23 protein-coding genes are annotated in these 26,785 nt (G+C 34.3%); 10 read left to right on the plus strand and 13 right to left on the minus strand.

The window, feature by feature from the left end; translation table 11 throughout:
* Positions 1–180: 180 nt before the first annotated feature.
* From AC8GF4_RS16435 to AC8GF4_RS16460, 6 genes are all read right to left on the minus strand, one after another.
* A complete protein-coding gene (locus AC8GF4_RS16435; RefSeq protein ID WP_506596194.1) occupies positions 181–756 on the minus strand; it encodes a DJ-1/PfpI family protein in 576 nt (191 codons plus the stop codon).
* Positions 757–972: 216 nt separating this feature from the next.
* Positions 973–1,566 (minus strand): hypothetical protein, encoded by a 594-nt coding sequence (locus tag AC8GF4_RS16440; RefSeq protein ID WP_506596195.1) that lies wholly within the window; start codon positions 1,564–1,566, stop codon positions 973–975.
* A gap of 348 nt (positions 1,567–1,914) precedes the next feature.
* The gene (locus AC8GF4_RS16445) at positions 1,915–3,777 is read right to left on the minus strand and encodes a peptidase U32 family protein (protein WP_506596197.1); all 1,863 of its coding nucleotides are present in this window, start codon (positions 3,775–3,777) and stop codon (positions 1,915–1,917) included.
* Between the two features lie 220 nt (positions 3,778–3,997).
* Positions 3,998–4,813, minus strand: coding sequence for a class D beta-lactamase (blaOXA, locus tag AC8GF4_RS16450; RefSeq protein ID WP_506596199.1), 816 nt, complete (start codon positions 4,811–4,813; stop codon positions 3,998–4,000).
* Between the two features lie 20 nt (positions 4,814–4,833).
* Complete coding sequence (locus AC8GF4_RS16455; RefSeq protein WP_506596201.1) at positions 4,834–5,541, minus strand: DNA alkylation repair protein; 708 nt, start codon at positions 5,539–5,541, stop codon at positions 4,834–4,836.
* 32 nt (positions 5,542–5,573) lie between these two features.
* A complete protein-coding gene (locus AC8GF4_RS16460) occupies positions 5,574–6,626 on the minus strand; it encodes a serine hydrolase domain-containing protein (protein WP_506596202.1) in 1,053 nt (350 codons plus the stop codon).
* 346 nt (positions 6,627–6,972) lie between these two features.
* Here AC8GF4_RS16460 and AC8GF4_RS16465 point away from each other — a divergent pair, with 346 nt between their 5' ends.
* The 3 genes from AC8GF4_RS16465 to AC8GF4_RS16475 all read left to right on the plus strand — a co-directional run bounded on the left by AC8GF4_RS16465 (position 6,973) and on the right by AC8GF4_RS16475 (position 8,946).
* Entirely contained in the window at positions 6,973–7,419 is a 447-nt protein-coding gene (locus AC8GF4_RS16465; protein WP_506596204.1) for a DUF1572 family protein, read from the plus strand.
* 370 nt (positions 7,420–7,789) lie between these two features.
* A complete protein-coding gene (locus AC8GF4_RS16470; RefSeq protein WP_506596205.1) occupies positions 7,790–8,374 on the plus strand; it encodes an OmpA family protein in 585 nt (194 codons plus the stop codon).
* Positions 8,375–8,397: 23 nt separating this feature from the next.
* Positions 8,398–8,946: a helix-hairpin-helix domain-containing protein gene (locus AC8GF4_RS16475; RefSeq protein WP_506596206.1), complete on the plus strand. Its 549-nt coding sequence runs from the start codon at positions 8,398–8,400 to the stop codon at positions 8,944–8,946.
* A gap of 74 nt (positions 8,947–9,020) precedes the next feature.
* Here AC8GF4_RS16475 and AC8GF4_RS16480 read toward each other — a convergent pair whose 3' ends face one another.
* Together AC8GF4_RS16480 and AC8GF4_RS16485 are read right to left on the minus strand one after the other, a co-directional pair.
* Positions 9,021–9,602 (minus strand): hypothetical protein, encoded by a 582-nt coding sequence (locus tag AC8GF4_RS16480; RefSeq protein ID WP_506596208.1) that lies wholly within the window; start codon positions 9,600–9,602, stop codon positions 9,021–9,023.
* A gap of 317 nt (positions 9,603–9,919) precedes the next feature.
* Complete coding sequence (locus AC8GF4_RS16485) at positions 9,920–10,045, minus strand: hypothetical protein (RefSeq protein WP_506596210.1); 126 nt, start codon at positions 10,043–10,045, stop codon at positions 9,920–9,922.
* A 722-nt stretch (positions 10,046–10,767) separates the two neighbouring features.
* On the opposite strand from AC8GF4_RS16485, the gene AC8GF4_RS16490 reads away from it, so the two are divergent.
* The 3 genes from AC8GF4_RS16490 (at position 10,768) to AC8GF4_RS16500 (ending at position 13,368) form a co-directional block, all read left to right on the plus strand.
* Complete coding sequence (locus AC8GF4_RS16490; RefSeq protein WP_506596212.1) at positions 10,768–11,616, plus strand: NAD(P)H-hydrate dehydratase; 849 nt, start codon at positions 10,768–10,770, stop codon at positions 11,614–11,616.
* Positions 11,617–12,212: 596 nt separating this feature from the next.
* Positions 12,213–13,007 carry a HipA family kinase gene (locus AC8GF4_RS16495; RefSeq protein ID WP_506596213.1) on the plus strand — a complete coding sequence of 265 codons (795 nt, stop codon included), beginning with the start codon at positions 12,213–12,215 and terminating at the stop codon, positions 13,005–13,007.
* Positions 12,985–13,368 (plus strand): DUF3037 domain-containing protein, encoded by a 384-nt coding sequence (locus AC8GF4_RS16500; RefSeq protein ID WP_506596215.1) that lies wholly within the window; start codon positions 12,985–12,987, stop codon positions 13,366–13,368. The genes AC8GF4_RS16495 and AC8GF4_RS16500 overlap by 23 nt, the downstream gene beginning before the upstream one ends.
* A 198-nt stretch (positions 13,369–13,566) precedes the next feature.
* Here the strand turns inward: AC8GF4_RS16500 and AC8GF4_RS16505 are convergent, their stop codons facing one another.
* A complete protein-coding gene (locus AC8GF4_RS16505) occupies positions 13,567–14,757 on the minus strand; it encodes a BaiN/RdsA family NAD(P)/FAD-dependent oxidoreductase (protein WP_506596217.1) in 1,191 nt (396 codons plus the stop codon).
* 507 nt (positions 14,758–15,264) lie between these two features.
* Between AC8GF4_RS16505 and AC8GF4_RS16510 the strand changes: the two genes are divergently transcribed.
* Positions 15,265–16,554, plus strand: coding sequence for an ATP-binding protein (locus AC8GF4_RS16510; RefSeq protein ID WP_506596219.1), 1,290 nt, complete (start codon positions 15,265–15,267; stop codon positions 16,552–16,554).
* A gap of 89 nt (positions 16,555–16,643) precedes the next feature.
* Here AC8GF4_RS16510 and thrC read toward each other — a convergent pair whose 3' ends face one another.
* From thrC to thrA, 3 genes are all read right to left on the minus strand, one after another.
* On the minus strand, positions 16,644–17,939 hold the full coding sequence (thrC, locus tag AC8GF4_RS16515; protein ID WP_506596220.1) for a threonine synthase: 1,296 nt from the start codon (positions 17,937–17,939) through the stop codon (positions 16,644–16,646).
* A gap of 106 nt (positions 17,940–18,045) precedes the next feature.
* On the minus strand, positions 18,046–18,966 hold the full coding sequence (locus tag AC8GF4_RS16520) for a homoserine kinase (protein WP_506596222.1): 921 nt from the start codon (positions 18,964–18,966) through the stop codon (positions 18,046–18,048).
* Positions 18,967–19,119: 153 nt separating this feature from the next.
* Complete coding sequence (gene thrA, locus AC8GF4_RS16525; RefSeq protein WP_506596223.1) at positions 19,120–21,567, minus strand: bifunctional aspartate kinase/homoserine dehydrogenase I; 2,448 nt, start codon at positions 21,565–21,567, stop codon at positions 19,120–19,122.
* A gap of 728 nt (positions 21,568–22,295) precedes the next feature.
* Here thrA and hutH point away from each other — a divergent pair.
* Genes hutH through AC8GF4_RS16540 form a run of 3 tightly spaced genes read left to right on the plus strand, consistent with a single transcriptional unit; the run spans position 22,296 to position 25,818 of the window.
* Positions 22,296–23,810: a histidine ammonia-lyase gene (gene hutH, locus AC8GF4_RS16530; protein ID WP_506596225.1), complete on the plus strand. Its 1,515-nt coding sequence runs from the start codon at positions 22,296–22,298 to the stop codon at positions 23,808–23,810.
* A 49-nt stretch (positions 23,811–23,859) separates the two neighbouring features.
* Positions 23,860–24,504 carry a DUF47 domain-containing protein gene (locus AC8GF4_RS16535; protein WP_506596227.1) on the plus strand — a complete coding sequence of 215 codons (645 nt, stop codon included), beginning with the start codon at positions 23,860–23,862 and terminating at the stop codon, positions 24,502–24,504.
* A 30-nt stretch (positions 24,505–24,534) separates the two neighbouring features.
* Complete coding sequence (locus AC8GF4_RS16540; RefSeq protein ID WP_506596229.1) at positions 24,535–25,818, plus strand: inorganic phosphate transporter; 1,284 nt, start codon at positions 24,535–24,537, stop codon at positions 25,816–25,818.
* 319 nt (positions 25,819–26,137) lie between these two features.
* On the opposite strand, the gene AC8GF4_RS16545 is transcribed toward AC8GF4_RS16540, so the two are convergent.
* Positions 26,138–26,653, minus strand: coding sequence for a DUF421 domain-containing protein (locus AC8GF4_RS16545; RefSeq protein ID WP_506596231.1), 516 nt, complete (start codon positions 26,651–26,653; stop codon positions 26,138–26,140).
* Positions 26,654–26,785: the final 132 nt, after the last annotated feature.

Here is a 26,785-nt window from a genome sequence, read left to right on the forward strand (position 1 = left end):
AGCCACTGATTACACAGATTTTTTACGCATTATTAAAGAAATTTGTATAAATCTTTTTAATCTATGGCCAACTTTTCCGTTTTGGTATTTTTCACGGATACTCATATAATTTATAATAAAAAATTTATCAAAATCTGCGAGTCTGCGGTAAAAAGACTCATGCGTTTCTTTATTAATTCTTTAAATTTCAATTTTGGCTCCCATAATTTTGAGAAATTCTCTTATAAAACTCGGATGAGCGGGCCAAGCAGGTGAGGTGACTAAGTTTCCATCTACAAAAGCCCCATCTACTGGAATGGATTGAAACTCTCCGCCAGCCAATGTTACTTCAGGACCCACAGCAGGATAAGCAGTTAATTTTCGTCCTTTGACAACGCCAGCTGCAGTCAGAATCTGAATACCGTGACAAATGGCTGCAACGGGTTTATTGGTGGTGAAAAAATGTTTGGTTATATCAAGCACTTTTTCGTTCAATCTCAAATACTCTGGCGCTCTTCCTCCTGCAATTACTAATCCGTCATAATCATTCACCTTGACATCCTCAAAACTATAATTCAGAGCAAAATTATGACCTGGTTTTTCGGTATAGGATTGATCACCTTCAAAATCGTGTATGGCGGTTTTTATAGTGTCTCCCTTTTTTTTGTTAGGACAAACGGCATGAACAGTATAACCCACCATTTCCAGCATCTGAAAAGGAACCATAGTTTCATAGTCTTCGGTAAAATCACCTGTTAAGAACAATACTTTTTTCATTTTATCTCAATTTTAAAAATTAATACCAGTTTTTTATTAAAACATCTTTATCAAAATTTTAAATTTTGACAAAGATTAAATAATACCAAACACATTTCTTAAATAGTTCAATCACAAATGGTGTAAGTTGAATCTGATTTTTATGTTTTTATAAAGTTATGAAAAAAGGATGTATAAAATTGATTTTTAGTTGTCTAACTTTTTTAAATTGTATGCTTATTGATCACTAGTTGTTGTGGTAGGAGTCGCAGTTTCGTTTGTTTTAGGTGGGTTTAAAATGTAATTTGGAGCTGCTTGTTGTATTGCTGGTTTATTGGCGGCTACAGGAGAATTTAATGGCGATCCTACAGGTATGTCACATCGATGGCCAGTTTGTCCGTGTGGAGGATTCATTCCTTTTGGAGTAGGAGGAGTTGAAATTGTTGAGGTTGTAGAAGGAAGTACTGTTACAGTTGGTTTAGAAGTAACTTGAGTTGTTGCAGTTTTTGCTGTTGTCACAGGAGTATTTAACGGTGCTCCAACAGGAATATCGCAACGGTGTCCTGGTTGTCCATGAGCAGGATTCATTCCTTTTGCAACTGCTACTGGAGTAGCTACGGTTTGTGTCTGAGTTGTTGTATTTTGAGGTGGTGTTGCTGGGTATAGACTTTGACTTTGGTTTGCTTGTGGGGCTTTTAGCGTTTGATTTTGTTGCTGATTGGCAACTTGATAAAAAGGAACAACTGCTTTAGGAGGTTGGTTTTCAGTTTCATTTTTGCAAGAAATCAATACAAATGCTATAATGAATAGGGGGGTAAATAGATTTTTCATGATTGGTTTTATTGGTTTGTTACAAATTTAGGATTTTAAATAATACATCACTGATTTCAGGTTTCGTTATTTTCATGGAGATGCGCCGTAAAGTGAAACTTGAAAAAACGGGACTTTCGGAAAAGTGTAAAATATATTTTTTCTCACTGATTACGCGGATTTTTTACTGAATTTATGCGCATTATTAATGAAATCTGTGTAAATCTTTTTAAACTGTGGCCAACTTTTTCGTAATAGTAACCGATACTAATATAAAAAAACCACAAAATAAAAGAAATTTACTTTGCGGTTTCTGATGATATAGAAACAATGATGAGTTGCGCAAATCTGTGCAATCTGTTTTTTTATTTAATCTTCTTCAATTTCAAATTCGGCATCTTTTTCCCAAATTTCCATTTCGCAAGGTTTGCAATTGAATTTTAGTTTGTATTCCAATTCTCCTTGTTTCAAAACCAAAGGCTCTTTTAGCTTGGTTTCCATCGTGTCTTTGTGGTATTTTGGACATTTAGCCAATTCGTATTTAATGCAATATTTAGTGGTCATTACCCGCGATTTTCCAGGATCCCATTGCAATTCAAATGCTTTTTCGATTTCGGTTACACCATGGCGCTCATAAAACTTACGAGCCAATTTGTTGGAAACATTATACATGAAATCCAATTTTTCTTCGGGATAAGGATGAGACGTTTTTTCGATTTTACGTTCTTCGCGTTTGTAATTTTTCAAACGAGTTTCCGATAATTGTTCGTAAACCGTTCTACGCATTTCATTGATTTTTGAAATGGGTAAAAACCAATTGTCTGAAAACTGAACTGAAATTTCATCGGCTGTATAAGGAGTAAAACCTGTTTTAGCCAATTGAGCTTTAATGTTTTCTTCGATAGATTGATTGTTTTTGGTTGGCTCTTTCGGATGAACCAATTGAACTGTACTCATATTCCCATCTTCATCGGTAGCTAGTAATTCAAAACCAGTTTCATTTTCGAATAATAGTAATGATGTACTGATTTTTCGAACAGCACTGTCTTCACGTTCTACGATTTTGATAAAAGCGGCATCATTGTTACGGTATATGAAAGTACCGTCTTTGATTTCTTTTAGCACATTTGGATAAGCCAAACCATTTTCTGCTTTATTGACATAGATACCTTCAGCTTCATTGTTGTCGTTAATGTAACACAAACCGTCTCCATTGTTTAAAATGTTTCCGTTTTCAATTTCATAGGCATTTCCGATGGTTTTGATTAATTTACCAATGTATTGTCCTTTTGATTTTGGGCTTTCCCATGAACCAATAGTGTCGTGTCGTTCATTTACAAAATAATCGGTATAACCACGATTAAAGGTACGGTTTAAAGCAGAGTCAAACGTAAAAGTACATTTTCCAGAAGAAGCTTTAGTGTATTTGTCATTATTTTCTAAGAAACTATCCAGTTTTTGTCTGAGGTAAGAAACATTGTTTTTTACATAGACAATATCTTTCAAACGCCCTTCGATTTTAAAAGAACAAACACCTGCTTCGACTAAATTTGGAATTTCGTTTGATACATCAAAATCTTTTATAGAAAGTAAGTGTGTGCTTTTGATTAAAGTTTCACCATGACCATCAATCAGGTTGTAGGGCAAACGGCAGTTTTGGGCACAAGAACCACGGTTGGCGCTACGTTCTCCATTGGCAACACTCATATAACAGTTTCCACTGAAAGAAACGCACAAAGCACCTGTTACAAAGAATTCTAGCTCTACATCGGTTGCAGTACTGATTTCTTTGATTTGGTGTAGGTTTAATTCGCGAGCCAAAACAACACGTTTGATTCCAGCATCGGCCAAGAATTTCATTTTGTCGGCATCTCTGTTGTTGGCTTGAGTACTGGCATGCAAAATGATAGGAGGCAAGTCCATTTCCATAATGGCCATATCCTGAATAATCAACGCATCGACACCAATGTCATATAATTTCCAAATCAGTTGACGGCAGGTTTCCAATTCATTATCGTAAAGAATGGTGTTCAAAACCACAAAAACGGGAACATTGTACAAATGGGCATATTGCACCAAAGCGGCAACATCTTCAATCGAATTGGTGGCATTGGAACGAGCTCCAAATTGAGGTGCACCAACATAAACGGCATCTGCACCACTATTGATGGCGGCAATACCATGAATTAAATCTTTTGCGGGCGCTAATATTTCTACTTTCTTCTTATTCATCAGTTGATGATCAATTTATTATTTCTAAAATGCAGTTTGCTTGAGTATTCTCAAAAAGCGTGCAAAGTTCTTATAATTATTCCAAGATTTCTAACCCAAAAGGATTTTTTTTAAAATGTAGTTCGTAAAACAGGTAATTATCTAAAGAAATAGGGAATAATGTAAAAGCCTTTTTAATTTTTTGTAGGCTTTATTCTTAAGTTTAAATTTTGATCGATTTTTAATTAATCAACTTCAATTCTCTAAACGCTTCTTTGGTTGCATTCATCCGAATAGCAGGAAAATCATCCATAGTTGCATTTTTCATTTCTACATTGGTAGCAAAAAAGTAAACGGTATTTTGTGTTTCCAAATAGCCTACAAACCAGCCATTATCCAAATCACTTCGCATTCCCCAGCCTGTTTTTCCACTTAAAGTATAACTTTCTGATTTTTCTATTAACATGATGTTTTTCAGTACATTTACAGTGTTTTTACTAATGGGAAATTTCGAAAAATAAAGCCTTTTAAGAAAATCAATTTGTTGCATTTGAGTTACTTTTGATTTCCCTGTCAGCCAAAAATTGTCTATGGTTAAAGTGTCAAAAACCATTCCGGAATAATTCAATTTTTTCAGGTAGGTTTTCATGCGCTTAACGCCAATTTTTCGAGCTATTTCTTGGTAACAAGGCACACAGGAAACTTGAAAGGCTTGTTTGAAAGTCAAATCTTGCTCCCACTTCTTGAATTTGCGTTTTTCTCCCTCCCACTTAAAAACAACCGAATCGTTTGCTATTACTCCAGTTTCCAAAGCAATAATCGAATTTGGGATTTTAAAAGTGGAAGCTGGAATGATTCCTTTTTTTGTCCAAGCAAAGTCATTTGAATAGTAAGTGTTGTTTTTTACATCATAAATTAAAATGGCACCTTTTACTTTTAGGTTTTCCAAGATGGAATTGAATTCCGGTTTTAAAACGGCAACCGATTTTGGGTTTTGGCTATAAAGGTTTACTGAACAAAGCAAAAACAGATACAACAGCTTTTTAATTTCTTTCATTTATGTTTGTAAGTTAAGGTTTAACATCTAGCTGTTTTGCGTTTTTTGCCAATAGTTCCATTATCAATTGCTTTTTGAATATAATGAGTTGCTTGTGGAACTTTGCAAGCGGTACCAAACATATCGACATTTACCGTTCCGATTTTTTGAGCTATCTGAATTGATTTTTCAGTTAATTCTTTGATGTAAATGCCAATAGCAATTACAAATGCATTCATAGTATGGCGTACTCGGTTTGGAGATTGATGAATTTTTAAAGCTACTTTGTCCAACAATTGACTGTATTTTTCAATGTCTAATGCCGTATCAGGATGCAAACTGGCATAATAAGATAAAGTAACCCAGCCTGCTGCTGTAATTTTTTCTTGATCGGATTGAATCCACTTTAATCCAAGTTGAAAACCAAAAGAAGTTTCGGCAGCTACCCAAGGAACGGCAAATTCATTTAAGTAATACCAATAAGCATTTTCGACCCATTCATTAAGTTCTGATTCGGTTATCTTTTTTTCGTCTGCCATTAATCCAGCCAAATACATGGCATCTGAGTTGCCAGTTTTATAAAGTTCTAATGACAATTCGTGGTTCTTTTTTGTTTTTTTTAGAATCTTTTTTAAGTCGGCTACTTTTACTCCAAAAAAAGGTTCTTGTGCCCCGTGTTTTAGCAATGTTTTTTTGGTTTGAAGATCTCCATATTCTTCCAGTTCTTTGAGAATTTCGGTTGCTGTCATACGATTTCAGTTTTAATAGTGTTATAAAAATTTCAGGATTTATTTTTTGAAAGAATTTCAGACCTGACTATTTTTAAAATTTCGGAATGATAAAAGAACGTTTTTTTTAAATCGGTTAGGTCATAGGTTGTATTTTCCAAAATGACAACAGTTGTTTTAGTTGCTGGAAAATAAAAGTTCATTGAAGCAAATCCGGGCGCAAAACCAGTTTGTCCCAGTTGGATCAAATTGTCTTTTGTAGTTACGGTACAACCATAGCCATAGTATGTTATTCCAGTAAGTGGATGTTGCCGTATGGCTCCTTCTTGTTGTGTGGTCATTGTTTTGAAAGTCGAATTTTTGAGCAGTTTGCCGCCTTGTAGATTTTGATTCCATAGTAACAAATCGGGCGCTGTAGAAACAAAGGAACCTGCTGCAGGCGAATTTCTGAAGCTTTTATATTCAATTAACAATTCTCCATTTTCTTGTTCGGAGTATCCTTTTGCCAACTTTTTGTATCCTTCATTATCGGGATGAAAAGTGTTTTTCATGCCGCATTTTTGGAACAATTCTTTTGATTGTGTAGCAAAGGATTTTCCCGAAGTTCGTTCTGTGATTTTTGATAATAATTCGTAACCTGTATTGGAATAGGAATAATTAAATTGCGATCCAACTTTGAACGCTGTTGGTTTGTCCAGTGCCACAATACCATGCATGTGGGTTAATAAATGATGAATTGTAACGGTATCTGACCATTTTTGTGTGAGTTTGGGTAAGTAGGTGTGTATGGGTTCATTTATTTTTAAATGCCCTTTTTCAAATTCTTGCAAAACCAAGACTGTAGTAATTTGTTTGCTTATGGAGCCTATTACAAATTGGTTGTTGATTTGTAAAGGGGTTTTCTTTTCAAGGTCTGAATAACCAACAATTTTGGAATATCTGATTTTACCATTTTGTGAAATTAGAATAATTCCGTTAAATGGTTTTGTTGTTTTATTCTGAATCAAAGAGTCAATTTTACTAGAATAGTCATTTGTTTTTTGTGAATGTGTAAAATGACAATTTAGCAATACAATCAACATTGACCAGTGAGTGATTTTCTTCATTTATAATTAATTTTTAACATGCTAAGCTACTGCTAATATATGTTTTAAATATAAAAGTGTAGTGTAAAATTTTTAATATAAAAGTAATTTATTGAATGATTTATTGGAAGATTATGGATCTGAACGCGTAAGGGATAGGCGCTAGCTACCGAAGTAGCGCAAATAGCCCGACCGCATTTGGGAAAGTGGCCGTATAAGCGGCATGAATATTGGGCCACTTTGCTAAATGGGGTTACGCCCAAATTCTGTTTGTAATTATAAAATTGTACTTATTGTTTAAATACTAAATTTTGAACCATACAATTTACTATTTTTATCAATTGAATCTACCTTTAAAACAAAGACAATGTTAACAGACAGCCTGCAAAACTTATTAGAAAGAGACCTAAACAAATTAAAAGCTGAAATAAATGCTTATCAAAATGAACAAAACCTTTGGAAAGTTGACAGAAATATTTCAAACTCAGGAGGGAATTTATGTTTGCATTTGATTGGGAATCTTAAAACGTATATTGGCTTTACACTAGGGAATATTCATTATGTTCGGGATCGGCCACTAGAATTTTCGAATGCCAATGTTCCTAGAGCCGAATTAATTGAGGCTATTGAGGAAACTCAAATTATTTTGAAAAAGACTCTTTCTGGTTTGACCGAATCACAACTTTTGGATGACTATCCTGTTGATCCAGGTAAGGAAGAATCTACTACATTTCAATATTTAATTCATCTTAGTTTGCATTTGGCGTATCATTTGGGACAGATTAATTACCACAGACGGTTTTTGGATATATAGTTTTTTAAGACTTGAAGATTATTTCAGTTGAAACTATTTATTGATCTCAGAAATAGTTAAACTATCTACAATGGTACATTTCGCGCTGACTAATATGTTTTTTTTTGCCACTGATTATTGGTATGAAGCCGTTTCAAAGATATTGATCCAAATCAAATTGTATTTTATTTTGCTGGCGAAAACCGACTCAATCCACCTAGAGAAATTTTTAAAAAAACACAAGCAGTTTTTTAAACTCGATTTTTTATGAGGGTTTAATATAATGTTACTTTTTTCTAATGGCAACATAGAATTAATGTAAATGGCTGTGTTGTAGATTTTTGTGTAATTGATTTTTTATTAAATTTGATGGAATCTTAAATCAATTATTATGTCTAGAAAAATTATTTATCTTTTAGGCATAGCCATTACCATTATTTTGGGTACGTTTTTGTACCAGAAATTTTGTTGTAATTGTTGTGCAGGTTACTCCAAAAGTAATTCGAAAATTGGAACTGAAACCACTCCAATTGGAAGTGCGAACTCTGTTGACACACTATCAGGTGAAATTAAGAATAGTGTTGATACTCTAAGCGTAAATTCAAAAACAAATTGGATTTCCGTAAAAGAAAAGTTTAATGCGAATCCACTAACACTTTATTTTGAAACGGCTAAGTCAAATGAAAATTTAACTACAGAGGAACTTAAAAAAGTAACCGATTTAGTTGATTATTCCAAAAATGTCGCCGATGCAACATTCTTGATTGTAGGCTATTCTGATAATGTTGGCAGTTATGAATCAAACATAATTTTAGGAAAAAATCGTGCGGAATTTGCCAAAAGCTATCTAGTGGAAAAAGGAATTGATGGAAATAAAATTACCACTGAATCTAAAGGTCCTGATGAACCCATAGCCGATAATACCTCGGATGTTGGAAGAGCAAAAAATAGACGTGCAGTTATTACAATTCAATAAACAAATTTAAAAAAAATATAATTATGAGCAATATACCTTGTATCTTAATACCAGCAATCGTTGGTTTAATCTGTGGAGTTTTAGGCTATTTAATTGGAAAAATGCTATCCAAGGGAGGAGATGATTCAGCAATACTGGCTATTCAATCTGAATTGGAAGCTTGTCGTTCCAACTCCAAAAGCTTAACAGCAAAAATTACTGCTTTGGAAAGTGAATTGGCAAATTCAAAATTAAAAATGGCTCAATCATTAGCAGCAACTGCTCCAGTTATGCTTTTTGATGCTGATTTGTATGCCTCTATTTTTGGTAAAAAAATAAAGCAAGATGATTTGAAAGTAGTTGAGGGAATTGGACCAAAAATTGAAGAGCTTTTCCATGCTGCAGGAATAAAAACATGGTTGGCTTTGTCTGAAACTTCAACTTCAAAAATGCAATCCATTTTAGATGCTGCTGGTGAGAGCTATGCAATTCATAATCCTGGAACTTGGGCAAAACAGGCTGCCTTAGCCTATCAAGGAAAATGGAAAGAACTTAAAGAATGGCAAGATGTTTTGGATGGTGGAAAAGAATGATTTTTTAAGTCCTTTTAACTGCATAAAAAAACTGGCGATTTGCCAGTTTTTTTATGCAGTTAAAGAATGTTTTTTTATTGTCTTGCTTCAGAAATGGTCTTGTAAGCTTGCGTTTTCATTTCTATAAAATTGTCCAAATAAGCAGTTTGGTAAACTACAAAATCGGATGCGTATTTTTTCTTATCAAGAGAAGAAAATAAATTCAATCGTATTTTTTCAATTTGTTTGTTGAATGCTATTTCGTCCAATTGCATTAGGGACTCGTAATCGAACTCCTCTTCGTTTTTGGCAAAAGTATTTACAAATTCGTTTTCAATAGCACCTTTTCCAGTAAATTCTGGAAGTTTTCCAGTTTGTTGAGCATCAACAGTTGTTTTTAAATCGTAACCATTGTTAAGATAAATACCATTTGGAAAAAGACTCGTAAGATTGCTTATGTAATATTTGTCGCTTTTTACATTCAAAGTGTCTTTCAAATTACCTTCTTGATCAACTTTTATGACTTTCTTGAAATTTGGATTTTTGTATGATACAATTACTAATGAATCGACAGCTTTATTGTTGATTTTTACTTTAAGAGTTGCATAGTTTTTGTTTTGGCTATTTGCGTAAAAAGAAACTAATAGGATTGCAACAATTGGTAATAGTTTTTTCATTTAATGTTTTAGATTTTATAAGTTTTTTGCAAAAATATTTGAATTTACTGGCTGAAATGTTAATCTAGTATTAAGTTACGATTAAGCCGTGTTGTGTTTTTATAAGTTTAGGAATTGATTTTTTAAACAAGACGAATTTGATTTAAGTTTTGTAGGTTTCACGTCTAGCCAAGTCTTCAAACTACGATTTAATAATCCTCCACAGCAATTGGTCTGTTATAAACAATTTTACTATCTATAAAAGTAGTATATACCAAATCCCCAATCAGAGTTTTCACTTCATTGGTTTTTGTATTGATGTTTATTTTGACAATTTGTTAGCCGTTAAGAGTTGCAGCATTAATAGTTCCTGCGTCGTCTGTTTTGTAAAGTACTAAGTCGTATGTTTTCTTGTTCAATTGTACAAGAACTTTATGGTTGCAAGGGACTATTTCCAGAGACATGGTTTCCTTTGTAGAGACAATTTTGCCATTTGTTTTTTTAACAATACCGTTTTTGGTAGTAGACGATTTTCTACTTGAGTCAGAAAGTCGACATTTGTTGTAACTATTTGTGCAGCATTGGCTTGTAAACCTATTGTAAGTAAAACTAAAATTAGTACCTTTTTCATTTTGTTGGTTTTAAGTATTGATTTCACATTGTTTTCAATTATGACGCGAAACTCATTTTAAATAAGTATGAAATACAAAATATATCGATAAAAAGTATTTTCATATATTTTAAATCAGATAAAACTGATAAATATTACATTTAAATCTAAACTGTTTTTATAGAATATGTATTGAAAAAAAATCATTGTTTGACTAAATCTTCTGGTTTTCCTTAAAATTTGTTAGTAAGTTGAGTGAGGGATAGACGGAAGCTACCGTAGTAGCCCATATAGCCCGACCGCAGTAGAGAAAGTGGTTGCATAAGCGGTCTGAAACTTCAGCCTCTTTTTCTACTGGGGTCACTCCCTAATGATTTAAGAATTAAGATTTAAGATTTTAGAATTAAAATTTTAGAACTAAGATTTTAGAATTAAGATTTTAGAATTTTATTTTTTATTATTTTTTTCAAATACTTTTTGCCCTTTGCTCTTTGCTCGTTACTCTTTGCTGTTTGCTTTTTACTCTTTGCTCTTTGCTCTTCAAAATTTCGTACTTTTAATGGAAATTCCAATCTCATGAATACTCCAATTCCAATTGACCGAAATGAAGCGCTGAAACGCTACAAACCCATTGATAAATTCACACACAAAGGCATTCAAGGACACGCTTTGCTCATTGGCGGGAGCTACGGCAAGATTGGTGCAATGTGTCTCTCTAGCAAAGCAGCACTGAAAACCGGTTGCGGGTTGGTATTTACTTTTGTACCAGAATGTGGTTACGAAATTGTGCAAATCGCCATTCCCGAAGTGATGGTTGTGACGGATGAACACGAAAAATACTTGACGGATATTAGTTTTGAATTGGAGGCCGATGCTATAGGAATTGGTCCTGGAATGGGTCAGAAAATGGCAACCCAAAAAGCATTCCATGATTTTCTTTCTAATACCAGTCTTCCCTTAGTAATTGATGCCGATGCGCTGAATATTTTGGCTCATAATCCGTCTTGGGTAGCACTAGTTCCTCCAAGAACAATTTTGACACCGCATCCTAAAGAACTGGAACGTTTGATCGGGAAATGGTACACCGAAGAAGAGAAGTTGGGTAAAGCGGTTGTTTTTTCGCTAGTAAACCAAGTGGTTATTGTTATGAAAGGCGCACCAACCTATATTATTGACGGCGAAAGTATTTATGAAAACACTACCGGAAACGCCGCCCTAGCCACTGCCGGAAGCGGAGATGTCCTGACGGGGATGATTACGAGTCTGCTGGCGCAATCCTACAAAGCTGTCGATGCGGCAATACTGGGTGTGTATCTCCATGGTTTTACCGCCGATATTTCTTTGCCCGAAACGGGTTACCAATCCTTTATCGCTTCGTCTATTATTGATCATATTGGAAAAGCGTATTTGAGTTTAAGCGTTTAAGATTGTTTAAGAGTTTAAATTGTTTAAAGGTTTAATTGTTTAAAGGTTAATTGCATGAAGGTTAATTGTTTAAGGTTTTATTGTTCGTAAAAAATTAAGGTTTCAATATTTAAGGGTTTGCGAAATTTTATACAATCATTTTTTCACTTGGCTACTCAGCCTGTTATTTTAATCTGTTTAAAATCCGTTCCATCCGTGTCATCTGTGTGCCATTTTTCCCCTAGGATATTACGGACATTCATTTAAATTAATGCGGCTAATATTCAGTTTTGTTAGTATTTATGCTATAGCCCGCGGTTTCAACGGTGGGTAACGATTCGAGGAACATTTTTTTAATATTGAATTTTCAAATTGCTCTCCTATAATTGAAACAGTTGGCTCTGGCATAATCAAAAAGTAGTTTTAATATCCGATACAAATCTTAGTTTCATATATGTAAAATTTATTTGTCGACGGTCATATATGGTATCTCCTTTTATTTGTTTTTGTTTGTTTGCAACAAACTAGTTGTTAATGGCGATTTCATAGCATCTTAGTAACTTAGGCTCTTCAAAAAGAATAGTTATTTGTAAGTTTGTAGATCGTAAAATTGTACCATGAAAAAACCACTTGAATTAAGAACCGTAAATGTTACGCGCTACATTTCGCCACTGCGGGAAGGTGGTTCGTTGCCCGCACTTGCCGAAGCGGATGATGATTTTAAATATGTTTTGAAATTCAGAGGTGCGGGCCATGGTGTAAAAGCCCTGATTGCCGAACTGATTGGCGGAGAAATTGCCAGAGTCTTGAATCTAAAAATGCCCGAATTGGTATTTGCCAATCTCGACGAAGCTTTTGGTCGCACTGAAGGTGATGAGGAAATTCAGGATTTATTGCAAGGCAGTCAAGGACTCAATTTGGCATTGCACTTTTTGTCGGGAGCCATAACTTTTGACCCTGTAGTGACCAAATTGTCTCCAGAATTGTCGTCGCAAATTGTTTGGCTTGATGCTTTTATTACCAATGTCGATCGTACGTTCCGAAATACCAATATGCTTATTTGGCACAAAGAATTATGGCTTATTGATCATGGTGCATCGCTATATTTTCATCATTCTTGGAATACTTGGGAAACACATGCTAAAAGTCCTTTTGCTCTTATAAAAGATCATGTCTTATTGCCTCAAGCCAGTGAATTGATAACAACAGATATAGCTTTCAGAAAGTTACTTACCAAAGAAATACTGCAGGATATTGTTAATTACGTACCCGAAGACTGGCTCCATTGGGAAGACAGCGAGCAAACTCCAGACGAAATCAGAGCCATTTACTTTCAGTTTTTATGGACGCGATTAAATCATTCAGAAATTTTTATAAATGAAGCCCAAAATGCAAGAGAAAAACTTATATGAATATGCCGTTATTCGCGTTGTGCCAAGGGTAGAACGAGAAGAATTCCTGAATGTAGGCGTAATTCTGTTTTGCAAAAGCGCCAAATTCATAAAAATGCTGTATTCTGTTAATGAAGCTAAATTGTTATTATTTTCAGAAGATTTTGATTTGGAACAACTCGAATTAAACTTAGCCTCTTTCCAAACAATCGCAGATGGAGGCAAAGCTGGTGGACCAATTGGCGAGTTTGACATTCCGTCCCGTTTTCGTTGGCTAACCGCTATCCGAAGCTCAGCAATACAAACTTCAAGACCGCATACAGGTTTCTGCACCGATTTGGATAAAACGATCCAACGTTTGTTTGAGGAATTGGTTTTGTAATTTATTACTAAAATAATTTTAACCGCAAGGGACGCAATGATTTTTTTAATTGAAAAGCGCAAGGATCGCAAAATTTTGCCAACTTTACGGAATACAGACATAGAGATTAAAATCCTTGCGCTCTTTGCGGTAAATAAAAGAGTTTGATAGAATTAATTCGTGATAATTTGTGGCTTAACTATTTAACCTCCAAAAAAATCAAGAAATCCCATTCAGGTGACGCGCAAGATGCACACCCATGCTAAAGCAAGCTTGGAGCAGATAACCACCCGTGGGAGCATCCCAGTCTAACATTTCGCCAATGCAATATTGATTTTTTAGCTTTTTCAATTCGAAGTTTGTATCCACGGCATTCAATGGAATACCTCCAACTGTAGATATAGCATCGTTTAGTGGTGCAGCATCAGTGATTTCTATCTTAAGTTTTTTAATATTTTGCGCAAGCAGTTCCGGATTCAGATACGTTTCTTTTGAAAGGTATTTTTTCAAAAGCCCAATCTGTGCTTCGGTCAATTTCAATTCTTTTCTTAGTGTATCGCTTGTTTTTTTTGCAGTTGAGTTTTTAATTTTTTGCTCCAAAATAGCACAACTTAATGTAGGCTTTAAATCCAAAAAGAGGGTGGCCTTTTGGTGGCTTTTCAACTCCTTCCGAATTTGCGGACTAAGTGCATAAATCGCGTTGCCTTCCAAGCCGAAACGGGTGATAACCGCTTCGCCTTTTTGACATTTATCCAAACAGCTAATGGCTATATTTTTTAGCGGACTGCCTTCATGTTCCATAATAAAATCTTCAGGCCAGTGCACACCGTACCCACAATTTGAAGCCTGAAAAGGGGAGGTGTCAATTCCTTGTGCTTTGAATAGATCAAGCCAGGAACCATCAGAGCCTGTTATCTTCCAGCTGCCTCCGCCCAAGGCAAAAACGGTATAATCAGATTTGATTTCTGTGTCGGTATTAAAAACAATATTTTGGTTGCTGTTCCAACCAGTCCAAATGTGTTGGTATTGTATGTCAACGCCTTGCTTTTCGAGAACAGCTAGTATTGCGTTGAGCACCGCAATGGGTTTAATACCACTTTTAGGATACACCCTTTTGCTACTGCCTATGTAGGTTGGAATCCCGATGGTGTCCATCCATTCCCGAAAATCCTGGTTGTCTAAAGACAGTAATGCTTCTTTTAAAAAATCAGAAGGGGTATATCTCGCAATGAGTTCATCAATGGGTTCCGAGTGGGTCAGGTTGAATCCCCCTTTTCCAGCCACCATAAATTTCCTTCCCAAGGCTTTGTTTTTCTCGTAGATAGTGACTTTAAATTTCTGATTATCCAAAAATATGGCGAGTAAAAGTGCTGCAGGACCTCCTCCTATAATTGAAACTGATTTTTTCACGTTGCAAAAATAGGTTTTGTTTTATCTATTAACTGGGATATCTGGGTTTTTATTGGCTATTTTGGTTCCCGAGCCAAAATATACTGTTATTTTTAGAATTTGGGCGTAACTCCAAAGCAGAAGATTTCGTTTATGATTCATCTATCTGCTGGCTTTGGGTTGGGCTTTTGGCTTTATTCCCGATATAAAAACTATGGCTAAAAAGCCTTGTTTTTATAAATTGGGAGATTTCGCCGCAAATGAAATTCACTGAACTCCAAAGAAAATGATTACAATGTGAGGTAATCCCTTACGAGAGCTTCATGTTGTGGAAGAAATAATGGTTAAAAAGGTGGATACCTTACAGTATTTTTACATATTTAAAAGGTGTTTTCTTAATCTTTTTTAATATTTTCCTTTTAAAAAGTGTGATGTGTTGCATTTATTCATTTGAAATAGTGTGTTGAATTACATTTATTCATTTGAAAAAGTGTAATTTTGCCTTGATGTTAATTTAATTTGCTGTTTATGAAAAGATTGTTGATTCAGGAGATGATTATCTGGAAGAATACTAAAAATAGAAAACCATTAATCATTCAAGGTGCAAGGCAAGTTGGAAAAACTTGGCTCATGAAGGAATTTGGAAATCAAGAATTTGAACAAGTTGTTTATCTCAATTTTGAAAGCAGCAGCCGTTTAAATAATTTATTTTCGGCCGATTTTAATATTGAAAGAATTATTGCAGTGATTGAAATAGAAACCAATCAAAAAATTATTGCAGAAACTACTTTACTGATTTTTGATGAAATTCAGGAAGTCGAAAAAGGATTGACCGCTTTAAAATATTTCCAAGAACAAGCACCACAGTATTATATTATTGCTGCGGGGTCATTGCTTGGTGTTTCATTGCAAAAGAATAATTCTTTTCCTGTTGGAAAAGTTGATTTTATGAAATTGTATCCAATGAGTTTTATGGAATTTCTCTATAATGGCGGGCAACAGCGTTTGTTAGAACAAATAAAATATAAAAATTGGGAACTGATCAGTTCTTTTCATGAACAATTAATTGAGCAATTGCGATTGTATTATTTTATTGGAGGAATGCCCGAAGTTGTATTTAATTATTTAGAAAACAAAAGTCTAGAATCGGTAAGAGCTTTGCAACAAAAAATTTGTATTGGTTATGAGAATGATTTTGCCAAATATGCTCCCAATGAAATTGTTCCGAAAATAAAAATGGTATGGAATTCCTTGATTAGTCAATTAGCTAAAGAAAACAGAAAGTTTATTTATGGTCAAATTAAAAAAGGGGCAAGAGCCAAAGATTTTGAAATGGCGATTAACTGGCTAGTTGATGCTGGTTTGGTTTTAAAAGTAAATCGGATTGAAAAACCAACAATGCCGTTAAACGCTTATGCTGACTTTGATTCATTTAAATTATACTTTTTGGATATTGGATTGCTCAATGCCATAGGTAATTTGGATCAAAAAATAATATTGGAAAGCAATTCCATTTTAACAGAATACAAAGGTGCGTTAACGGAACAATTTGTATGTCAGCAATTAAAAATTAAAACTGAAATTTATTATTGGACAGCTCCAAATGCAACTGCTGAATTAGATTTTATTTTTCAACAGGATAATGAAATTATTCCTGTTGAAGTAAAAGCGGAAGAAAATTTAAAGTCTAAAAGCTTGAAAACATTCGTTGAAAAATTTGAAAATAAAAATGCGATAAGAACTTCCATGAGTAAATTTAGAACAGAAAGTTGGCTTACCAATGTTCCTTTATATGCAATAGGCGAAATTGTTAGCTAATTTTTTTTTCAAAAAAAAACCACTCAAATTTCACTAATCAACAGCAAAACTTAAATGGTCTTTTATGACTTATGGGATTTAAAAAATAACTACTTCGAATTCAAAAAAGCCTTCAACTCCTCATAACTCGAAATTTTAACGCTTACTTTTTCTTTATTCATTACGCTTTCTATTTGTTTCGGCAGAGGCATAGTAACGCCCAAAGCAGGTTCTACTACATCCAAAAACTTGATAGGGTGTGCGGTTTCCAAGAAAACACCAATCGCGTTGGGTAAGTTTTGCAATTCTTTTTTCAATCCCAAATACCCTACAGCTCCGTGTGGTTCGGCGATATAACCTCTTTCGTTATAAATGGCTTTTAAAGCCACTAAAGTCTCTGCATCGGTAAACGTATAAGAGCTAAAATCTTTTTTGAATTGCTCCAAATCATTTTGATACATCTCTTGAATACGAATGAAGTTACTTGGATTTCCAACGTCCATAGCATTCGATATCGTAGCTATCGATGGTTTTGGGTCGTAAATTCCGTTAGCAAGGAATCTAGGAACGGTATCATTTACATTGGTAGAAGCTACAAAATGCTCAATAGGCAATCCCATTTTCTTGGCAATGATACCCGCGCAAATATTTCCGAAATTGCCGCTTGGACAAGAGAAAACTAATGGTTTGCCTTGACTTTTTAACGCTTTGAAAGCAAAGAAAAAGTAAAACATTTGTGGCAACCAACGCGCAATATTAATAGAATTGGCAGACGTTAATTGAATGTGGTTCAGGCTTTCGTCCAAGAACGCTTTTTTGACCATGTCTTGGCAATCGTCAAAAACACCGTCTACTTCAAGCGCTTTTATATTTTGACCCAAAGTCGTTAATTGTTTTTCCTGAATGTCACTCACTTTTCCGGAAGGGTAAAGAATTACAACATCAACACCTTTTACACCAAGAAAGCCACTGGCTACAGCACCTCCTGTATCTCCAGAAGTCGCTACAAGAACGGTATTTTTGCTTTCGGCATTGTCTTTGTTGAAATAGGCGAGGCAACGGGACATAAAACGCGCTCCAACATCCTTGAACGCCATGGTTGGACCATGAAATAATTCAAGGGAATAGATTCCGTTTTCAACTTCTACCAATGGGAATTCAAAACAAAGCGTTTCGGTTATGATTTCTTTTAAAGTTTCGGTTGGGATTTCGTCACCCACAAATTGTTTTATCGCTTCATAAGCGATTTCTTCATGAGATAAACTTTCGATAGCATCAAAAAATGTTGGCTCTAAAGGTGTAATTGTTTCTGGAAAATACAATCCTTTGTCGGTTGCTAATCCTTGTATTACCGCTTCTTGAAAAGAAACGTTGGGTGCATTATGGTTTAAACTGTAATATTTCATTTTTAAAATTTTTCACACGAATTGCACTAATTTACACGAATTATGTTTTTACTGTTTTGTGAAATTTTACTCGATAAAAATTCGTGCTAATTCGTGAAATTCGTGTTTATATTATTGATATTCCTTCGTCATTAACTTTGGAAACGTGAATTTCATAAGGCAAATTCATTTCTTCGTAAACGGCGCACATGGCTTTGGCAATTTTGTCGGCGTTTTCCTTTCCTTTGCTTAAAGCAAAAATAGAAGGGCCTGAACCAGAGATTCCCGAACCTAAAGCTCCGTTTTCGTAGGCCGTTTGTTTGATTAAGTCAAATCCGGGAATCAACATGCTGCGAACAGGTTCTATTATTTCGTCGTGTAAGGAACGTCCGATCAAATCATAATCCTGAGTGTACAATCCGGCTACCAATCCGCCCACATTTCCCCACTGGGTAATGGCGCTTTTTAAAGAAACGGTTTGCTTCAATACCGAACGCGCATCCGATGTTTTCAGTTCAATTTGAGGATGAACTACAGTAGCATACAATTCAGATGGACTTTCAATTTTGATGATATCCAAAGGATTCGAACATCTTACCAAAGTGAAACCTCCCAAAAGGGCAGGGGCTACGTTGTCGGCATGGGCATTACCGCTGGCTAATTTTTCGCCTTGCATGGCAAATTTCACCAATTCTTTTCTGGTAAAAGGTCGTCCGAGTAACTCATTAATTCCAAATACAGCACCCGCCGAACTGGCAGCACTGCTTCCAATTCCGCTTCCAGCCTTGATGTGTTTGTAGATCTCGATTTCAAATCCAAATTCCGTTTCTACTTCTTCCAGCATCGCCAAAGCAGCAACACCGGCCACATTTTTTTCAGTTTCCATTGGTAAATCGGCACCAAATATCTTAGTAATACGCACTCCTTTTACATCTGATTTACGAATAATCATTTCATCGCCAGCAGTCGCTAAGCAAAGACCGAGTACATCAAAACCGCACGAAAGATTCGCAATAGTGGCTGGGCAAAATATTTTTATTTCTTTCATTTTTTTTAAAGTTTCTAAGTTTCTGAGATGCTAAGTTTCTAAGTTTTTGAGATGACTTAACATCTTTGATTCTAAGTCTCTTATCAGCTTTTTAAGATCCTATGTTTCTGAGATGGCTTAGTATCTTAGATTCTTAGCATCTTAGCAACTTTTTTATATATTTCCTATTCGAATAACATCGGCAAAAATTCCTGATGCTGTAACTGCAGCACCCGCACCCGCACCTTTTATCAATAACGGCTGATCTACGTAACGATCTGTATAGAATAAAACGATATTGTCTTTTCCTTCCAAATTGTAAAAAGGATGGTCTTTTGGAATGAATTGCAAACCTATGCTAGCTTTTCCATTCTCAAACTGAGCGACAAATTTTAATCGGCTTTCTTTTTGATTGGCTTCTGCCAAAATGGATTCAAAGTGTTTGGCGTGTTCTTTTAATGAAGCGAAAAAAGCATCGTTATTTGTAGTTTCCATACATGCTGCAGGAAGAAAAGATTTGTTTTCAATATCTTCAATTTCCATTTGGTAACCGCTTTCGCGAATCAAAATAAGAATTTTTCTGGCAACGTCAACTCCGCTCAAATCAATCTTCGGGTCTGGTTCTGTAAATCCTTGAACTCCAGCTTCTTTGACTACGTCATGAAAAGTATTATTTTCATCAAAATTGTTAAAAATAAAGTTTAAACTACCTGACAAAACGGCTTGAATTTTATGTACTTTATCGCCAGATGCAATTAGGTTTTTTACAGTATCTATAATCGGTAACCCAGCTCCAACGTTAGTTTCAAAAAGGAAAGGTGCATTGAATTTACGGGATAAACTTTTTAGGTTTTTATAATTGTCATAAGCAGATGAACAAGCAATTTTGTTGCAAGTTACTACTGCTACATTTTGTTTTAAATACTGCTCGTAAGTTTTAGAAACTTCTTCGTTGGCAGTAATATCAACAAAAATACTGTTGCGTAAATTGAGTGCTTTTACATTTGATATGAATTGTTCTTTATTGGCAGTTTCTCCTTTTTCAAGAAGCGATTGCCATTCTTTTAAAGGTATTCCATCTTCATCAAAATACATTTTTCGGGAATTGGAAACTGCAATAACTCTTAAGTTAATTCTTAAATTTTCTTTTAGGAATTTCTTTTGCTGGTGGATTTGTTCAATGAATTTCTCTCCTACATTTCCAACACCCATTACAAATAAATTTAACTGCTTTGTATTTTCTTCAAAGAAGTTTTCGTGCAAAGTGTTTAGTGCTTTTTTGACATCTCTTTCGTTGATAACAACAGAGATGTTTCTTTCAGAAGCACCTTGCGCAATCGCACGTATGTTGACATTGTTTTTTCCTAAAGTACTAAACATTCTACCGCTTAATCCTTGATGGTTTTTCATGTTTTCACCTACCAAGGCAATGATGCAAAGGTTTTGTTCTACAATACAAGGATCTATTTTGTTTTGTGCAATTTCTATTAGAAAAGCTTTGTTTATGGCAATTTCAGCTGTATCAGCATCCGAATTTAAAATACCAATGCAGATTGAATGTTCCGATGAAGCTTGAGTAATAAAAATTACGTTGATACTTTCATTCGATAGTACTTCGAATAATCTTTTGGATGAACCAGCAACACCAATCATTCCGGAACCTTCCAGAGTGATCAAAGTAATGTTGTCGATATGAGTTATTCCCTTTACCGGATTGCTTTGAGGAGAAACGGTGTTAGAAATCAAAGTACCTTCGGCTGTTGGCTCGAAAGTATTCTTGATATAAATAGGAATGTTTTTTCTAAGAACAGGCTGAATAGTTGGCGGATACAATACTTTGGCACCAAAATGAGACAACTCCATCGCTTCTTGGTACGAAATTGTGGCAATTGGCTGTGCTTGTTTTACAATTTTAGGATTCGCAGTAAACATTCCGTTAACATCAGTCCAAATTTCTAAATCGCTTACATTCAAAGCTCCCGCTATTATTGCTGCTGTGTAATCAGATCCTCCACGACCCAATGTAGTATTGATTCCATCTTCAGAAGTGGCAATGAAACCTGGCATTACTACTACTTGATTATCATTGGAAGCGAAAAATTGAGCGATCAAATGATTTGAAACTTCAAAGTTTACTGTTGCTTTTCCAAATTGATTGTTGGTCTTAATCAATTCACGACTGTCTTTGTAACTGCTGTTTTTTAGCTTTTGTTTTAAAGCCTCGGCAATAATATAAGAAGATAATAATTCTCCAAAACTCAAAATAGTATCTAAAGTTCTAGGGGAAAGTTCTCCCAACAAAAAGCAACCATCCAATAAAGTTTCCAGATGGTTTATGATTCTTTTAATATGGCTCAACAAACCGCTTTGTTCGCTTACTGGAATAAGTTGTTTTAATGCCTCTAAATGTTTTTTCTCAATTTCTGCAACGATGTCTTTAAAACTTTCATCATTGGCAGCCGCTTTTGACGCCGCTAATTGCAATAAATCGGTTACTTTACTTAAAGCGGATACTACAACCACAAGCTTTTCATCTTGGGCTTTGTTTATTACTATGTCTAAAACTAGTTTTATGTTTTCTGCATTGGCTACCGAAGTGCCGCCAAATTTTAATACTTTCATATGCTGGTTTATTATGGAATAGAATCGTCATTTTTATTTTAAAATAAGACGATGTATATTGTTAGTTTGTTATTAATGCAAATGTCTTTTATACACCCAAGACTTTCTTTCTTTTAAGAAAAAAGTGCTTTAACTGGATTATATGTAAAATGTATACCCCTAAGGGGTAGTAGTTGTAGTAGATGTAGTTGTAACAGCAAGTGCAACTCTGATTTGAGTTGTTATCGAAGGATGATATGTGCTGTTAATTTTCTTCATTTTGATTTTTCAAAAGTACTGTTTTTTATAAAAGAACAAAGCATTTAAGGTTCTTTTTACGAATAGTTTAATAATTTAAATCATTATACCTTGAAAATAAACATTGCATAAATTATTTCTTTGTTTGTTGAGATTACTCTTTTTTTAATCTGAGGATTTAGCTTTATTAAGTCATGGATAAAGTTTGAAAACAAAGGTATTTGGGTTTTAAAAATAATAGATTGTTTGAGTGAAAGCATAAATGTGGTGAATATTGATACAAAATGAATCATTGGAGTAGGGTCTAGGTTTTATTTCGAATCAATTATTAAATAATCCTTAAAAAATATTGCTTTTTAATATTGATTTGTTGAATTTTGGACTCTTAAAATCAAATGAAATGAGCATACTTTAAATTGGACACTGGCACCAACTATGATATGCGAATTCTATATGACCTATAAAAAAATCAATAAAAATCTACATATAAAATGGAGAATACACATTATATAAGTACAAGCTTACTTTCTTTCGAAGAATTAAACGAGATTATTTCACATCATAAAACAATAGCACTTTCAGATGAAGCAAAAATAAATATTCAAAAGTGTAGAGACTATTTGGATGCAAAAATGGCTTCGCATTCGGAACCTATTTACGGCATCAATACTGGATTTGGTTCTCTTTGTAATGTGAAAATATCCAATGAAAACCTTTCAAAACTTCAAGAAAACCTTGTGAAATCGCACTCTTGTGGAACTGGTGAAGAAGTCCCAAACGATATTGTTAAATTGATGTTGTTGTTAAAAATTCAATCGTTGAGTTATGGTCACTCAGGAATTCAATTGCAAACGGTAGAACGATTGGTTAATTTTTATAATAATGATATTCTACCTATAATATATACTCAAGGTTCTCTCGGAGCTTCTGGAGATTTAGCGCCCTTGGCACATTTGTCGCTACCGTTATTAGGTGAAGGTGACGTTTGGTTTGAAGGTAAAAAAGTGCATTCGAGTGAAGTATTAAAACATTTTGGTTGGGAGCCTATTGTTTTGAAGTCCAAAGAAGGATTGGCGTTGTTAAACGGAACTCAATTTATGAGCGCTTATGGTGCTTATATTGTAATGAAAGCCAATAAGTTCTCTTATTTAGCTGATTTAATTGGAACTATTTCCTTAGAAGGCTTTGATGGAAGAATTGAGCCATTTAATGAGTTGATACATTATATACGTCCACATAACGGTCAAATTGCAACTGCCAAAAGAGTAAAAGATTTTCTAAACGGTAGTGAGATTATTGAGCAATCCAAAACACATGTTCAAGATCCGTATTCTTTCCGTTGTATTCCACAAGTGCATGGTGCCTCAAAAGATGCCTTTGACTATGTGAAAAAAGTATTCAAAACCGAAATTAATTCGGTTACAGACAATCCAAATATTTTTGTAGAAAGCGATCAGATTATTTCTGGTGGAAATTTCCATGGTCAGCCTTTGGCTTTAGCGCTAGATTTTATGGCAATTGCTTTGGCAGAATTGGGAAGTATTTCTGAACGCAGAACCTATCAATTGATTTCAGGTTTACGCAACCTTCCTGCTTTTTTGGTTGACAACCCAGGGCTGAATTCCGGATTTATGATACCACAATATACCGCAGCTAGTATTGCAAGTCAAAATAAACAGTTGGCGACTCCATCAAGTGTGGATAGTATTGTTTCAAGTAATGGTCAGGAAGATCACGTAAGTATGGGAGCAAATGGAGCTACAAAATGCTTGCGTGTAATGGATAATTTAGAACGTATTTTGGCTATCGAATTAATGAATGCCTCCCAAGCAATTGAGTATAGAAGGCCTTTACAATCAAGCAATTTTATCGAAATGTTTTTAAAATCTTACAGAGAAGAAGTTCCTTTGGTAAATGAAGATAGGATCTTACATTACGACATTGAAAAAACGGTAGCTTTCCTAAATAGTTTTCAAATTGAAGAAAATTTATTAACATTAGCTTAACATTAGCATTAAATAATGAAGTAATTTTGCACTACTAAAAAATATACAAATGTCATTAAATAGTATTTTTCAATTTTTAGTCCCGAAGGACAAAAAATTCTTTCCTCTTTTTGAAGAAGCGTCAAGTAATTTAATCGAATTAGCTTCAATTTTGCACGAAGCTGTAAACCTTCCTTTGAAAGAAAGAGAAGCTTTGTTTGTTAAAATAGATGAATTAGAACAAAAAGGAGAGGATATTACCCGTCAAACTAATCTGGAATTGAGCAGAAATTTTATCACTCCTTTTGATAGAGAAGATATTTATGCTTTAATTACTTCTATTGATTATGTTGCCGATTATCTTCATGGAGCAGCAAGTAGAATGCGTTTGTATCAAGTGGATAAAATCACAAAATCAATACGTAAAATGACAGAAATCAATCTAGAAGCCTGTCAAAATATTGATATAGCGGTTAAGGAGTTGAAAAACTTGCATAACATGAAAATGATAACCAATGCTTGCGCCAAAATCAATAAGTTGGAAAATAAATCAGATATGGTGTATAATAAAGCTGTTTTTGAGATTTTCGAAAATGAAACGGATGTCAAAAACATTATTAAATATAAAGAAGTATTGTCAGTTTTAGAATCTGCAACTGATAAATGTAAGAGTGTTGCCAGTGTTTTAGAATCTATTACAGTAAAACATTCTTAATTTAATTCTTATTCAATCTAAGATATAGATATGACTTTACTCTTAATTATTATTGTTCTAGCCTTAATATTTGATTATATTAATGGTTTTCATGACGCTGCCAATGCTATTGCTACTGTTGTAGCAACCAAGGTTTTGTCTCCATTTCAAGCAGTTGTTTGGGCTGCTTTTTTTAATTTTTTAGCATACTTTGTATTTGGTTTTGGAGTAGCTGATACGGTTGCAAAAACGGCTAGTACTATGGATATCAATCTAGTTGTAATTCTAGCGGGTATTATTGCTGCAATTATTTGGAATTTAGCGACTTGGTGGTTAGGTATTCCTTCTAGTTCTTCGCATACTTTAATAGGCGGATTTGCTGGAGCAGCTATTGCTCATGCTGGTTTTGGTGTAGTTTCATGGTACAAAGAAGGAAAAGATGGAGGAATGCCTTCAGGTGTTTTAATTATCGTAGCTTTTATTGTTTTAGCTCCATTGCTGGGGGCGTTGATTTCTTACTTGATGTCTATTTGGTTGCTTAATGCTTCAAAGAAAAGTATTTTTCCAAAATTGTTTACTCTTGCATTAATGGGATTGTCTATTTGGTATATTTCAGGACAATTAATTCCTTTTGAAGAGATAGAAAAGCCTCGATTTGATTCTCCTTTTTTGAGTTTTATTTTTGAAAAGCACAACATCAAATGGTTTATTGTTGCTTTTATTATACTTTCTATGAGTCTTTTTGCTCTTATATTTAGTAGCTTAAATTTAAGTCAATCAAATTCAGCTCTTAAGAAAATGCAATTATTATCCTCTGCAGCCTTTAGTTTAGGACACGGTGGAAACGATTCTCAAAAAGTTATGGGTATAATAGCAGCTGCTGTTGCAGTTTATATCAATACAACGGGTCATGGACAAGTTATGCCAGATTGGTTAAATGTAGTTCTTCCAGATGAAGATAAAGGTATAAAACCCGAAATGCCAGCTTGGATTCCCATAGCTTGTTATTCTGTTATTGCTGCGGGTACACTCAGTGGTGGTTGGAAAATCATAAAAACAATGGGGTCTAAGATTACCAAAGTAACTTCTTTTGAAGGTGTTGTTGCAGAAACTGCAGGAGCTTTAACATTATATTTTACAGAACATTTTAAAGTTCCTGTAAGTACCACGCATACTATTACTGGTTCTATTATTGGAGTAGGGATAACAAAACGTGTTTCTGCTGTTCGTTGGGGAGTAACTGTTAGCTTAGTTTGGGCTTGGGTATTGACTATACCAGTTTCAGCTCTGTTAGCCGCTTTGATTTACTATATACTGAGTGTGTTCGTAAAATAAAATACACAAGATTTAAAAATTTAAAAACCATCAGTAGTTGCTGATGGTTTTTTTATGCCTCAAAGAAAAATATTCTATTGTGAAGTTAAATTGTATTCAGTTATTTTTTTAGAAGCATAACATTCCGTAATCAAGAAGATCAGTCCCGCTGTTCACAGTATCTTTTACCCCAAAACCTGGGGCAAAAGGATACTTGCTTCCATCGGGGCTAAACCACAAATTTAGTTTTATATTCAAATTTTCCTCCAAAAAAAAATCTACTTAAATAGGAGTTTAGAGGTAATATGAAAAAAATTCAAAATTAAATTTTGAAATAATTTTAGTTCCCTTGCATTAAATTTTTATGATTTTTTCTGCGTTTGTAATGGGTTTGTTTTAAAGTTTTGTCTCCAGTAATAATACTAATGTTTCCGTCAATTTCAAGCATCGCTAGTTTTATATCCTTGAAATATTCAACACCATGCTCTCGCATAGCTTCTTTTAATTCATCCGAAGTGATGTTTAGTTTGCTTAAAATTTTAAAATCTAAAGCTCCATTGTGAATCAGGATTTCAGGCTTTTCAAGCATAAATTCGCTGAATTTTTTATAGCGGAACATCAACTTTTTTAATACGAAGTTAATTGCGAATAATACTGTAGCAGCAGCAATACCTCCCCAAAGCGTAGTGTTATTGCCTACCATCGCATTTTGTACCGCATTGCTTATCAATAATATTAATATTACATCGGCAGTGTTGAGTTGTGATAATTCTTTTTTACCAAAAATACGTAAGGCAACTACCATAAATAAATATACAGCAGCACTGCGAACGACAATGTCTAGGTATGGATTCATTTTTTTTAGTGATCAGTGTTCAGTTTTTAAGTGTTCAGATTAAGAATAGAAAGCAATTTTTTTACTTGTTTTTTAGCTACTTAGCAACGAGCCTTTAAGTAAAATCACTGAATACTAAAAACTGAATACTGA

The organism is Flavobacterium rarum (SeqCode), assembly GCF_965234445.1.
Classification (GTDB): Bacteria; Bacteroidota; Bacteroidia; order Flavobacteriales; family Flavobacteriaceae; genus Flavobacterium; species Flavobacterium rarum.